General features: G+C 74.5%; 12 protein-coding genes and 2 pseudogenes. 4 read left to right on the plus strand and 10 right to left on the minus strand.

Annotated features, from left to right (window positions below; genetic code table 11):
• Nucleotides 1-25 precede the first annotated feature (25 nt).
• The 5 genes from ACWH4W_RS27355 to infC form a co-directional block, all read right to left on the minus strand.
• On the minus strand, nt 26-1,171 hold the full coding sequence (locus ACWH4W_RS27355) for a sensor histidine kinase (protein ID WP_473078494.1): 1,146 nt from the start codon (nt 1,169-1,171) through the stop codon (nt 26-28).
• Between the two features lie 90 nt (nt 1,172-1,261).
• A complete protein-coding gene (locus ACWH4W_RS27360) occupies nt 1,262-2,122 on the minus strand; it encodes a TrmH family RNA methyltransferase (RefSeq protein WP_473078495.1) in 861 nt (286 codons plus the stop codon).
• 166 nt (nt 2,123-2,288) lie between these two features.
• On the minus strand, nt 2,289-2,672 hold the full coding sequence (rplT, locus tag ACWH4W_RS27365; RefSeq protein ID WP_004933571.1) for a 50S ribosomal protein L20: 384 nt from the start codon (nt 2,670-2,672) through the stop codon (nt 2,289-2,291).
• A gap of 98 nt (nt 2,673-2,770) precedes the next feature.
• On the minus strand, nt 2,771-2,965 hold the full coding sequence (gene rpmI, locus ACWH4W_RS27370) for a 50S ribosomal protein L35 (protein WP_003977225.1): 195 nt from the start codon (nt 2,963-2,965) through the stop codon (nt 2,771-2,773).
• A gap of 108 nt (nt 2,966-3,073) precedes the next feature.
• Nucleotides 3,074-3,718, minus strand: coding sequence for a translation initiation factor IF-3 (infC, locus tag ACWH4W_RS27375; protein ID WP_106416495.1), 645 nt, complete (start codon nt 3,716-3,718; stop codon nt 3,074-3,076).
• A 374-nt stretch (nt 3,719-4,092) separates the two neighbouring features.
• Between infC and ACWH4W_RS27380 the strand changes: the two genes are divergently transcribed.
• Complete coding sequence (locus tag ACWH4W_RS27380) at nt 4,093-4,470, plus strand: DUF1844 domain-containing protein (protein WP_473078496.1); 378 nt, start codon at nt 4,093-4,095, stop codon at nt 4,468-4,470.
• A gap of 39 nt (nt 4,471-4,509) precedes the next feature.
• Here ACWH4W_RS27380 and ACWH4W_RS27385 read toward each other — a convergent pair whose 3' ends face one another.
• Nucleotides 4,510-5,289 (minus strand): SseB family protein, encoded by a 780-nt coding sequence (locus ACWH4W_RS27385; RefSeq protein WP_473078497.1) that lies wholly within the window; start codon nt 5,287-5,289, stop codon nt 4,510-4,512.
• A gap of 245 nt (nt 5,290-5,534) precedes the next feature.
• Between ACWH4W_RS27385 and ACWH4W_RS27390 the strand changes: the two are divergent.
• Nucleotides 5,535-5,885: pseudogene (locus ACWH4W_RS27390) on the plus strand (serine hydrolase); the annotation flags it as partial.
• Between the two features lie 146 nt (nt 5,886-6,031).
• Here ACWH4W_RS27390 and mycP read toward each other — a convergent pair.
• Nucleotides 6,032-7,198 (minus strand): type VII secretion-associated serine protease mycosin, encoded by a 1,167-nt coding sequence (gene mycP, locus ACWH4W_RS27395; RefSeq protein ID WP_473078498.1) that lies wholly within the window; start codon nt 7,196-7,198, stop codon nt 6,032-6,034.
• Nucleotides 7,195-8,769, minus strand: coding sequence for a hypothetical protein (locus tag ACWH4W_RS27400; protein ID WP_473078499.1), 1,575 nt, complete (start codon nt 8,767-8,769; stop codon nt 7,195-7,197). The genes mycP and ACWH4W_RS27400 overlap by 4 nt, the downstream gene beginning before the upstream one ends.
• Nucleotides 8,770-9,040: 271 nt before the next feature.
• Here ACWH4W_RS27400 and ACWH4W_RS27405 point away from each other — a divergent pair, with 271 nt between their 5' ends.
• Nucleotides 9,041-10,243 carry an amino acid deaminase/aldolase gene (locus ACWH4W_RS27405; protein ID WP_473078500.1) on the plus strand — a complete coding sequence of 401 codons (1,203 nt, stop codon included), beginning with the start codon at nt 9,041-9,043 and terminating at the stop codon, nt 10,241-10,243.
• A gap of 4 nt (nt 10,244-10,247) precedes the next feature.
• On the opposite strand, the gene ACWH4W_RS27410 is transcribed toward ACWH4W_RS27405, so the two are convergent.
• Nucleotides 10,248-10,385, minus strand: coding sequence for a hypothetical protein (locus ACWH4W_RS27410; RefSeq protein WP_473078501.1), 138 nt, complete (start codon nt 10,383-10,385; stop codon nt 10,248-10,250).
• 78 nt (nt 10,386-10,463) lie between these two features.
• On the opposite strand from ACWH4W_RS27410, the pseudogene ACWH4W_RS27415 reads away from it, so the two are divergent.
• Nucleotides 10,464-10,990, plus strand: a pseudogene (locus ACWH4W_RS27415) (RNA-guided endonuclease InsQ/TnpB family protein); the annotation flags it as partial.
• Here the strand turns inward: ACWH4W_RS27415 and ACWH4W_RS27420 are convergent.
• Complete coding sequence (locus ACWH4W_RS27420) at nt 10,977-11,759, minus strand: 3-oxoacyl-ACP reductase (protein WP_473078502.1); 783 nt, start codon at nt 11,757-11,759, stop codon at nt 10,977-10,979. The pseudogene ACWH4W_RS27415 and the gene ACWH4W_RS27420 overlap by 14 nt on opposite strands.
• Nucleotide 11,760: the final 1 nt, after the last annotated feature.

The following is an 11,760-nucleotide window of genomic DNA, read 5'->3' on the forward strand; positions in this document are numbered from 1 at the left end:
GGCGCCCGTGGGGGCCGCGGACGTCTCAGGTGAGATACGCGGGGGCCGCCACGGGCAACGTAAATCGGAACTCGGCGCCGCCGCCGGGGGCGCGTCCGACCGTGATGGTGCCGCCGTGGGCCTCGACGATGCCCTTGACGATGTACAGCCCGAGGCCCGTGCCGCCGCGCTTGCTGCCCCGCCAGAAGCGGGTGAAGACACGGTTCATGGACTCCTCCGGGATGCCGGGCCCCTCGTCACTGACGGTGACCGACGTGGCTGGGGGTTCGGCGTGCTCGCGGTCGCGCGGGGACGCCGAGGGCGTGATGTCGATGGTGACGGTTCCCTCGCCGTGACGCACGGCATTTTCCAGCAGGTTGCTCAGCACCTGGTCGATCTTGTCGGGGTCGGCCCACAGCGCGGGCAGCGGGTGCTGCACCCGCAGCAGGAACCGGTCGGCCGGCTGGCCCGCGGCGACGTACGCCTGGATGTGCCGACCCACCGCCGCGCCGATGTCGACGGGCTGGCGGCGCACCTCCAGCCGTCCGGAGTCGATGCGGGATATGTCGAGCAGTTCGGCGATGAGCCGGGTCACGCGGTCGGCGTCGGCGTCGACGGTCTCCAGCATCAGCCGCTTCTGGTCGTCGGTGAAGCGTTCCCACTTGGCGAGCAGGGTGGCGGTGAAGCCCTTGACCGAGGTGAGCGGGGAGCGCAGTTCGTGCGCGACGGTCGCGATCAGCTCGGCATGGCTGCGCTCGGTGCGGCGCCGCGCCTCGGTGTCGCGCAGGGTGACGACGACGCGGCGGACGGGTCCGGTGGGGCGGGCGCGGACGTAGCGGGCGGAGACGAGGACCTCCCGGCCGCCGGGCAGCAGGAGGTTGCGCTCGGGCTGTCCGACCCGGATGGCGAGGCCGCCGTAGGGGTCGGTGAGCTGCCACCAGCGGCGGCCCTCCAGGTCCTCTAACGGCAGCGCGGTCTCCAGCGACCGGCCGAGGGCCTGCTCGGCGGGGACGGCCGTGATGCGCACGGCGGCGGTGTTGAAGCAGATCACCCGTCCGTGCTCGTCGGCGACGACGAGTCCGTCGGGGAGCTGGTCGGGGTCGATGCCGAGGCCGGCGAGGTCACCGGGCCGGGGCGCGGGCGGGCGCGCCGTCCGTCCTGTTCCCGGTGCGCTGCTCGTGCCGACGCTCATCCCCGTACCCCACCTCTCGGAACGTCCTCGGGGCGCCCCGTCCCCGGGCCCCGCCGAGAGCTTGGGGAGGTCCCCGAGCTGGCCAGCCTACTAGCTCTCGGTGACGGAGCGGGACCCTCCGGCGGCGCGCTGTGCACGTGCCGACGCGTAGAGACATACGGCTGCGGCGGTGGCGAGGTTCAAGCTCTCGGCCTTTCCGTGGATGGGGACGCGGACGACGGCGTCGGTGAGGGCGCGGGTCTCCTCGGGCAGGCCCCACGCCTCGTTGCCGAAGATCCAGGCGGTGGGGCCGCCCATGGTGCCCTTGTCGAGCTCCTCGTCGAGGTCGCGGTCGCCGGCCCCGTCGGCGGCGAGCAGCCGTACGCCCGCCTCGCGCAGCCCCGTCACGGCCCGTTCGACCGGCACGTTCACGGCGACGGGGAGGTGGAAGTGGGAACCGACGGAGGCGCGCACGGCCTTGGGGTTGTACAGGTCGACGGAGGCGTCGGTGAGGACGACGGCGTCGGCTCCCGCGGCGTCGGCGCAGCGCAGCACGGTGCCGGCGTTGCCGGGGTCGCGCACATGGGCGAGGACGGCGACGAGGCGGGGACGGGCGGCGAGGATCCGCTCGAACGGGGTGTCCAGGAAGCGGCAGACGCCGACCAGGCCCTGCGGGGTGACGGTGGTGGAGATGTCGGCGACGACCTGCTCGGAGGCGAGGTGCACCCGGGCGCCGGCGTCCCGGGCGGCGCCCACGATGTCGGCGTGGCGCTCGGCGGCCTCGGGGGTGGTGAACAGCTCGACGAGCGTGGCGGTGTCCCCGGTGCGGTGCGCGGCGGCCTCGCGGACGGCCTGCGGTCCCTCGGCGAGGAACAGCCGTTCCTTCCCGCGGAAGTTCCGCTTGGCGAGCCGCCGGGCGGCGCTCACACGGGCGGACCGGGGAGAGATCAGCTCAGGACCGACGGGCACCATTTCAGTCACCTTCAGGAAAGACAGCCGGGGGCGCGGGGGACCGCGCGACCGGCCACAACGGATCCGCAGCCGTCGGCCCGGCCGACGGACAACGACACAGCACGGGACCCGCAGGCCGAAGCCTGCGGGTCCCGGAAGATGCACGTCGGCACAGGGCCGACGAACCTCACGCAGCCTTGGGCGCGTTCACGTCCGCCGGCAGCGCCTTCTGCGCGACCTCGACGAGCGCGGCGAAGGCGGTGGCGTCGTTGACAGCCAGCTCGGCCAGGATCTTGCGGTCGACCTCGACGTTGGCGGCCTTCAGACCCTGGATGAAGCGGTTGTACGTGATGCCGTTGGCGCGGGCAGCGGCGTTGATGCGCTGGATCCACAGCTGACGGAAGTCGCCCTTGCGCTTCTTGCGGTCGTTGTAGTTGTAGACCAGCGAGTGGGTGACCTGCTCCTTGGCCTTGCGGTACAGGCGCGAGCGCTGACCGCGGTAGCCGGAGGCCTGCTCGAGGATCGCCCGGCGCTTCTTGTGGGCGTTGACTGCCCGCTTGACGCGTGCCACTTGTTAACTCCTTGTAGCGGGGCCGTGGTGGTGCTCACACGGCCCGGAATCGATTGGGTCCCGGTCTGACGTACGTACGGCGCTCGCGCGCCGGGGCGTCACTTGCCGAGAAGCTTCTTGATCTTCGCGGCGTCGCCCGGGGCCATCTCGGCGTTGCCGGTGAGGCGACGCGTCACACGGGACGACTTGTGCTCGAGCAGGTGGCGCTTGCCGGCACGCTCGCGGAGCACCTTGCCGGAGCCGGTGATCTTGAAGCGCTTGCTGGCACCGCTGTGCGACTTGTTCTTCGGCATAGCGCCGTTCTCTCCTCGTCGGTGGCGCTCCTGTGCCCGGTCGTGAAACCGGGCACGGTGGAGCGTCGTACTGGTGGGGTTGCTTCCTGGGGCTCGCGCCCCGGGGAGTCACGCCTCGGCCGGCTCCTCGGCCGCCTGGGCGCTGTCCGCGTCCGCGGCGTTCTGCGACTTGCCGGGATTGGCCTTCGCTTCCGCCTTGCGGGCTTCCTGCGCCTGGCGGGCCTCGGCCATCGCCTCGGTCTTCTTCTTGTGCGGACCGAGAACCATGATCATGTTGCGGCCGTCCTGCTTCGGGTTCGACTCGACGAACCCGAGGTCCTGGACGTCCTCCGCGAGCCGCTGCAGCAGCCGGTAACCGAGCTCCGGCCGGGACTGCTCGCGACCACGGAACATGATCGTGATCTTGACCTTGTCGCCCTGCTTGAGGAACCGGACGACGTGACCCTTCTTGGTGTCGTAGTCGTGCGGGTCGATCTTCGGCCGGAGCTTCATCTCCTTGATGACCGTGTGCGCCTGGTTCTTGCGCGCCTCACGGGCCTTCATGGCCGACTCGTACTTGAACTTCCCGTAGTCCATGAGCTTGCACACGGGCGGACGGGCGTTCGCCGCGACCTCCACGAGGTCGAGGTCGTACTCCTGCGCAAGCTCCAGGGCCTTGGCAAGCGGGACAATCCCGACCTGCTCGCCGCTGGGACCGACAAGTCGCACCTCGGGAACGCGAATCCGGTCGTTGATGCGGGGCTCGGCGCTGATGGATCCTCCTCGGTAGCACCACGCGACGGTCTGGCGGACAGCCGCGTAACGTCTGTGTTCGTTAGACCTAACCGCGCCGAGACACGAAAAATGCCCCGGACGATCACAGGCGGGGCTCCTCGAACTACCGGAGCACCGCCGCAAGGACCGCGGGGCGCGCTTTCGGGCCGGTCGCCGACTCGGGGACGGGACCTGCCTGACCGGTGACCCGCCGCCCTGAGGGCGGCCAGGTGGGAGTTCGAAAGCCTCCACTTGTGGGCCGGGCTCGCGTGCCGTGAGGCATACGGGTCCGACCGGTCGTCCACCAGATTACCAGGATCGCTTGACAAGGGCTAACCGGAGGGCACCGCACGTCACCGCCTATCGTGTGGGGCATGAGTGAGACCTCCCCCTCGGAGCCCCCCGAGACCCCCGGCAGCCCCGACTTCGACGCCATGGCCCGCGACATCGCGGAGGTTCCGGCGGTCGAGGTGATCGTGACGGTCGCCGTCAACCTGATGAGCGCCGCCGCCGTGAAGCTCGGTCTGACCGAGGAGGGCGACACGCACAAGGACCTGGACGAGGCCCGCAAGCTGGTGCACGCGCTCGCCGGTCTGCTGGACGCCTCGGCGACCGAGATCAGCTCGTTCCACGCGGCGCCGCTGCGGGACGGCCTGAAGTCGCTGCAGCTCGCCTTCCGCGAGGCCTCCCTGGTGCCGGACGAGCCGGGCAAGGGACCGGGCGAGAAGTACACGGGCGCGGTCTACGGCTGACGGACGGGCGCTCCGGTGCCGGGGCGCCTCCCTCCTTCCTCAGTCGCGTACGTACAGGGGCTCGCCGGGAGGCGTCGCCTCGGCCGGCAGGACCGCCAGGTCGAGGCCGCGCACCAGGCGGGCCCTCAGCGTCTCGTCCGCGGCGAGCCGCCGGGCCACCGCGCGGGCTGCCTCGGCGACCGGCGCGGCCGGGTCGAGGACCAGGGCGAGGGTGCCGTCGGCCTGTCCCGGCCCGAGGTGGGCGCGGACGACGGAGGGCTCGGCGGCGACGGCGGCCCGCACGGCCTCGACGACGGCCGGGTCCTCCAGCGGATCGGCGCTGGTGCGGCCCTCGGCGAGGGCGAGCAGCGCGGGCCCGGTCAGTTCGAACGGCACGGGTCCGGCCAGGTCCAGGACCACCGTGTCCGCCTTCTCGTGCGCGGCGGCCTGGAGCGCCTGGTGCAGCGGTACGGCGACGGGGCGGGCCGCCGGGTCCCAGCGGGCGAGGGAGTCGGTGGAGGTGAAGGCGGGCAGCGCGGTGCGGCCGCCGGCCTTCAGCGTGGGTACGGCCATGTCGCTGGTCTTCTCGCGGCGCAGTCCGCCCCCCCGTCGCCCGCCACCACCCTCCCGAGGAGCTTCGCGCCCCTCTTCGTCGTCCTCCTCCACCTCACCCAGCACGGCCACCACGGGAACGAGCAGCCGGGCGCCCTTGAGCGCCTCCAGGACCGGCCGGACGGCGCTGCCGTCCTCCGCCCAGGCGGCGAGCGCGGCGCTCAGCCGGGGGTCGGCGGAGCCGTCGTCGTCGCGGAAGGGGGAGACGGGGATGTTCTTGTTCGCCACGGTCACCGACCTTAGCGGCCGTGGACGGGACGCCCGGACGCGGGCGGAGGGAGTGCGCGGTGACGGACGGGCCGAGGGTGTCGGCGGCGGTGCTGGACCTGGCGAGCGGGGAGACGCACGCCCCGGACGACGGGGAGTTCGTGACCGCGAGCGTGGTGAAGGTCGACATCCTGACCGCCCTGCTGCTGACGGCGCGGGACGCCGGACGCGATCTGACCGCCGCCGAGCAGGCGCACGCGGAGGCGATGATCGTGCGCAGCGACAACGACGCGGCGACGGCGCTGTGGCAGGGCGTCGGGCGGGCGGCCGGACTGGACGCGGCGAACGCCCGGCTCGGTCTCGCCCGCACGGTGGCCGACGCCCGCTGGGGACTGACCCGCACGACGGCCGCGGACCGGGTGACGCTGCTGCGGCGGGTCCTCGCGCCGGCCGGGGGGACGGGCCCGGTGCCGGCCGGGCCCGCGTGGGCGTACGTGCGGGAGCTGATGGAGCGGGTCGTGCCGGAGCAGGCCTGGGGTGTGCCGGCCCTGGCCGACCCGGACACGCGGTGGGCCGTGAAGAACGGCTGGCTGCCGCGCGACGCGACCGGCCTGTGGGTGGTGAACAGCACGGGGCGGGTGACCGCCGGCGGGCGCGCGTACGTGGTGGCGGTGCTGTCCGACGGCCACGCGACGCTGGCGGAGGGCGTGGCGCGGGTGGAGGCGGCGGCGCGGGACGCCGTGGACGTCCTGGCGCGGCGCGGTCAGAAGGTCCGGCTCTCGAGGCGGCGGCCTCGCCACAGGACCACCGAGGCCACCAGAAGCACCCCGCCGGCGCCGCCCGCCAGGGGCGCGGCCCAGTCGGCGGTGTCGTCGCCGGAGGGGGCGGTGTCCGGGCCCGGGCCGAAGTACTCCTCGCCGTAAGCCGCCGCCTCGAGGCCCTGCGGCTTCAGCCGGCCGGCGGCCTCGATCGCGGCGGCCGGGTCGACGAAGCCGAAGCCGCGCGAGTCGTCGCGTCCGGCGGCGGGCGCGTTGCGGGCGGTGTCCTCCAGGAGCCGCTTGATCTGTGCGGGGGTCAGGTCCGGGTGGGCGGACTTCACCAGGGCGACGGCGCCGGAGACGAACGCGGCGGCGGCGCTGGTGCCCCAGCCCTCGTAGTACTTGTGGTCGGGGTCGGCGATGATCACGTCGACGCCGGGGGCGCTGACCGTCGCGTACCAGCGGCGGGTGGAGAAGGGGGCGCGGGTGCCGTAGCGGTCGACGGCGGTGGCGGCGATGACGCCCGGGTAGGCCGCCGGGTAGGAGATCCGGTCGCCCTTCTCGCCGCCGTTGCCGGCGGAGGCGACGACGACCACGCCCTTGCGCAGGGCGTACTGGATCGCCTCGTCCTCCCCCGGCTCCGGGTGCGCGGAGGCGGAGTCGTCGCCGAGGGAGAGGTTGATGACGTCGGCGCCGTGGTCGGCGGCCCAGCGGATGCCTTCGGCGAGGGCGTTGCCGCGGGTGCTGCGGGCCTTGGCGCGGGCCGGGTCGCGGTCCTCGAGGATGACGCGGACGGGGAGGATCTTCGCCTCCGGGGCGACGCCGAGGACGCCGTCGCCGTTGCCCGGGCCGTGGCCGTGACCGGCGATGATGCCGGCCATGGCGGTGCCGTGGCGGGCCCAGGCCTCGTCGCCCTCGCGCGCGCCGAAGCCGACGAGGTCCTTGCCCTCCAGGACGTTGCCGTCGAGGTCGGGGTGGTCGGCCTCGACGCCCGTGTCCAGGACGGCGACGGTGACGCCCGCGCCGCGCGTGGTGCGCCAGGCCTCCTCGGTGTGCAGGGCCTCCAGGGACCACTGCCGGTCGCGGATGCCGTCGGCGTGCGCGGTGGTCGTGGGGACCAGCACCAGGGCCGCGGCGAGCAGGCCGCCGACGGCGGCGGGGCGCTTCCTCACGACGGACGCTCCGTAGGGGCGCCGGCCCGCTTGCGCAGGGCGCGTTCGAAGCGGTCGGCGAGGCCGCGGGCCTCGTGGCCGAGGCCCGCCTGCGCGGGGGCGGTGGTGGCGCCGGACCCCATGGCGTCCTCGGCGGGCTGCGGCTCGTCGACGGCTCGGCCGTCGGCCCAGCCGGTGACGGCGTAGACCACGACGGGGGCGTCCGTCAGCACGGAGATCGCCCAGGAGGCCCGCTGCTCCGGGCCGAAGCCCTCGGCGGCGGTGTCCTTCGCCGCGTACGGCAGCGGCATCAGGTCGCTGCGGCGGTCCAGGCGTTCACGGTCGAAGCGACGGGCGAGGACCTCCATGCCGGCCGCGTCGGCCTCGGTGAACAGCAGGCCGACGGTGGTGACATGGCTCTGTGTGGCGTCGGTGTAGGTGGCGCGCAGCAGGCGCTCGCAGCCGACGGGGGCGAGGACGCGGGCGAGCAGGGTGTCGAAGGCGTCCTTGCAGCCGCTGTCGGGGGCGACGGCGATCCGCGTCCAGACGCGGTCGGCCTCGCCGGGCCCCGCGCCCCGGCCCTGGACGGTGGGCGGGAACAGCTGGTCCACGGGGACCTCGTGCCACAGGTCCCCGGCGACCGCGAAGGCGTGCCGGGTGCCCGGACCCTCGGGCCCGTCGGCGAGCCACGCGCCGGTGACGGCGCCGCCGATCAGCCCGGTGCCGAGGACGAGGCAGACGGCCGCGGCGACGGCCTGCCCGCGGGTGCGGCGGGCGAACGGGCGGGGGTGTCTCCCGGGTTCCCCGAAGGACACGACGGGACGTCCGTCGCCGGGAGCCCCGCCCGGGGACATGGGCGCACTCCAGGACAGCGCGGGGTCCGGCTCCGCCGGGACGGGGCGCAGCCGGGTGGTCGTCTCGGACGCGCTCTCGGCACGGGGCCGGTACGCGGGGCGCGGCGGCGCGGGGGGAGCGGGGCGCGCGGAGGGCACGCCTCGTCCGACGGCGGGCGGCGCGTCGGGAAAGCGGGCGGACGCCTGGGGCGGCGGGGGCGCGGTGCGGTCGGGGGCGTCGGCGTCGGTACGGGGGCGCTCGGACGCGCCGCCGGAGGCGGTGGGGGTGACGGCGCGGTCATCGGCACGGCCGCCGGCCGGGGGGTACGGCGGTTCGGCGCTCCCCGAGCCGGTGGGTCCGCGCTCGCCGGACGCGCGGGGGGTCGTCACGCTGCGATCGGCGGGGCTGCCGACGGTCGGCGGACGCGTCGGCTCACCGTCGGACGCGCCCGCGTCCCACGCGCCGGACGCGTCCGGTCCGGCGGCCCCGGGGCCCGAAGCCCCGGCACGCCCCGTGTCGGCCGTGTTCACGCCGGGCGACCTGTACGCCCGTTCGTCGCGGTCGGCCGGGTCCCGTCCGTCCGGCGCGGGGCGCGGGGCGCCCACGTGGCCGGTGTCGTCGGGGGCGGGCCGGCCCGTCTGCCGCGGAGGTGTGTCGTCCAGGGGGGCGCGGGGGCCGAAGGGCCCCGGGTCGCCCGCGGTGCGGGGGGCGTGGGACGGGCGCGGGGGGAGGAAGGCGCGGCGCGCTTCCGTGCTCATGCACCCCCCGTTTCCTCGTGCCCGGGCCGGTCCTCGTCGTCCGCGGCCGGTGTGTCGCTGCCAGGTGGCCCGGCGCGGACGCGTCCCGGGCACGGATACCCGCACGGTCGGCGCGTCATCCGCCCGGACGACCGGGCCGGCCCCGTACCGCCGTGCGTGCGCGTCACTCTACGGCGTGCCAGGGCCCGTACGGGAACCAGTCGGCAGGCCCGCGGCATCTGCCCGGAACATCCCCCTACCCTGCGGTAATCCGGTCTGGCAGGCTGCCGTCATGACTGCGCGCGCCGCCGACCGGGCCCGTTACGACCGGGCCACCGCCCAGCTCGACGCCCCCGTCGCGATCGTGGACCTGGAGGCCTTCGACGCCAACGCGGACGATCTGGTCCGCCGTGCCGGGGGCAAGCCGATCCGGGTCGCCAGCAAGTCCGTGCGCTGCCGGGCGCTGCTCGAACGGGTCCTGGCCCGCGAGGGTTTCGCGGGCATCATGTCGTTCACGCTCGCCGAGTCGCTGTGGCTGGCCCGCTCCGGTTTCGACGACGTCCTCCTCGCCTATCCGTCCGCCGACCGCGCCGGGTACGCCGAACTCGCCTCCGATGCCGAGCTCGCCGCCGCCGTCACCGTCATGATCGACGACCCGGCGCAGCTCGACCTGATCGACGCGGCGCGGGCCGGCGGCGGCGAAGTGGTGCGGGTGTGCCTGGAGTTGGACACTTCGCTCAAGCTGCTGGGCGGACGCGTGCGGATCGGCGCCCGCCGCTCCCCGCTGCACTCCCCCGCCCAGGTCGCCGAAGTGGCCCGCGCGGTGGCCCGGCGGCCGGGGTTCGAGGTCGTGGGCGTCATGGCGTACGAGGGGCATGTGGCCGGGGTCGGGGACGCGGTGGCCGGGCGGCCGCTGCGGTCCCGGGCGGTGCGGCTGATGCAGGCCGCCGCGCGGCGCGAACTCGCCGAGCGGCGGGCCGCGGTGGTGCGGGCGGTCCGGGAGGTCGTGCCGGACCTGGAGTTCGTCAACGGCGGCGGTACGGGCAGCGTGCAGCACACGGCGGCCGAGGACGCGGTGACCGAGATCGCGGCCGGGTCGGGGCTGTACGTGCCGCGGTTGTTCGACAACTACACGTCGTTCAGGGGGCGTCCGGCCGCGCTGTTCGCCCTGCCGGTGGTACGGCGGCCCGGGGTCGGCGTGGTGACGGTGCTGGGCGGCGGCTACCCGGCGTCCGGCGCGCCCGGCGCGGACCGGCTGCCGGCGCCGTACCTCCCGGAGGGGCTGCGCCACGACCCGCAGGAGGGGGCCGGCGAGGTGCAGACGCCGCTGCTGGGTCCGGCCGCCGACGATCTGCTGATCGGCGACAAGGTGTGGTTCCGGCACGCCAAGGCGGGCGAGCTGTGCGAGCGGTTCGACGCGCTGCACCTGGTGGAGGGCGACGCCGTGACGGCGACCGTGCCGACGTACCGGGGCGAGGGGCACACGTTCCTGTAGGGGCTCAGCCGGTGGGACCGGTGCTGCTGCCGGCGCCGCCGGAGGCGGACCGGTCGGCGACCGGGCGGATGTCCTCGGTGATGCGGCCCGTGCCGGCCAGGGGCGGTCCGTCCGGGCCCGCCCCGAGGGCGAACCGAGTCACCGTGGGGGGCCGCTACCTGGTCTGTTCGCAGTGCACCGGGCTTCAGCCCGGTGGTGAAGCGGATCTTTGGCCCGCTGACACGCCCGCGTCGCGGACGCGCGCCGCGAGTTCCACCACCGGCTCTCCACGAAGCTGATCCGCGAGAACCAAGCGGTCGCCGTGGAGGACCTGGCGGTGAAGGGACTCGCGCGTACCCGCCTGGCCAGGTCCGTGCACGATGCCGGATGGTCGGCGTTCGTGAGCATGCTGGAGTACAAGACCGTCCGGTGCGGGCGCACCTTCGTGAAGATCGGCCGGTTCGAGCCCACGTCTCAGGTGTGCTCGCAGTGCGGCGTGAAGGACGGCCCCAAGCCCCTGCACGTCCGTGTGTGGACGTGCGGGGCGTGCGGGGCTGCGGGGCCGTCCTGGACCGGGACATCGACGAGGCGGTCAACGTCGCCGAGGCGGCCGGACTGGCCGTGCCGACCTGTGGAGCGCAGGTAAGACCGGGACTCCTCCCGGCACCGCGCAGCGAAGCAGGAACCCACCCGACACCGCAGCCTCCAACGGCGCGGCAGGCGGGAATCGCCGCCCTTCAGGACGGCGAGGACGTCAAAGCGGCGTGACGTACGCCCCCGAGATGCCGCCGTCGACGAGGAAGTCGGTGGCGTTGACGAAGGAGGAGTCGTCGCTGGCCAGGAAGGCGACGGCGGCGGCGATCTCCTCGGCCTCGGCGAACCGGCCGAGCGGGATGTGCACCAGCCGGCGCGCGGCCCGCTCCGGGTCCTCGGCGAACAGCTCCTGGAGCAGCGGGGTGTTGACCGGCCCGGGGCACAGCGCGTTGACCCGGATGCCCTCCCGCGCGAACTGCACGCCCAGCTCCCGTGACAGGGCGAGGACGCCGCCCTTGGAGGCGGTGTACGAGATCTGCGAGGTGGCCGCGCCCATGCGGGCCACGAAGCTCGCGGTGTTGACGATGGAGCCCTTGCCCTGCTCCCGCATGTAGGGGATGGCGGCCTTGCAGCACAGGTAGACGGAGGTGAGGTTGACCTCCTGGACCCGCTTCCACGCCTCGAGGCCCGTCTCCAGGATGGAGTCGTCGTCGGGCGGCGAGATGCCCGCGTTGTTGAACGCGACGTCGACGCTGCCGTACGTCTCGTACGCGGTGCGGAACAGCGCCTCGACCTGTTCGGGGTCGGTGACGTCGGTGTTGACGTGGATCCCGCCGGTCTCCTCGGCGGCGGCCGTGCCGCGGACCTCGTCGACGTCCGCGCAGACCACGTGGGCCCCCTCGGAGGCGAGCCGGCGCGCGGACGCGAGACCGATGCCGCTGCCGGCTCCGGTGACGACGGCGGTGCGGCCGGTCAGGCGGCGGCAGATGATGTCCTCGCTCATG

The sequence above is a fragment of the Streptomyces sp. DSM 120436 genome, assembly GCF_055778765.1.

What these genes read in the sequence shown, in the direction of transcription:
- ACWH4W_RS27355 (WP_473078494.1), bottom strand. Translation starts at nt 1,171, where the DNA reads ATGAGCGTCGGCACGAGCAGCGCACCGGGAACAGGACGGACGGCGCGC.
- ACWH4W_RS27360 (WP_473078495.1), bottom strand. Translation starts at nt 2,122, where the DNA reads ATGGTGCCCGTCGGTCCTGAGCTGATCTCTCCCCGGTCCGCCCGTGTG.
- rpmI (WP_003977225.1), bottom strand. Translation starts at nt 2,965, where the DNA reads ATGCCGAAGAACAAGTCGCACAGCGGTGCCAGCAAGCGCTTCAAGATC.
- ACWH4W_RS27380 (WP_473078496.1), top strand. Translation starts at nt 4,093, where the DNA reads ATGAGTGAGACCTCCCCCTCGGAGCCCCCCGAGACCCCCGGCAGCCCC.
- ACWH4W_RS27400 (WP_473078499.1), bottom strand. Translation starts at nt 8,769, where the DNA reads ATGAGCACGGAAGCGCGCCGCGCCTTCCTCCCCCCGCGCCCGTCCCAC.
- ACWH4W_RS27405 (WP_473078500.1), top strand. Translation starts at nt 9,041, where the DNA reads ATGACTGCGCGCGCCGCCGACCGGGCCCGTTACGACCGGGCCACCGCC.
- ACWH4W_RS27420 (WP_473078502.1), bottom strand. Translation starts at nt 11,759, where the DNA reads ATGAGCGAGGACATCATCTGCCGCCGCCTGACCGGCCGCACCGCCGTC.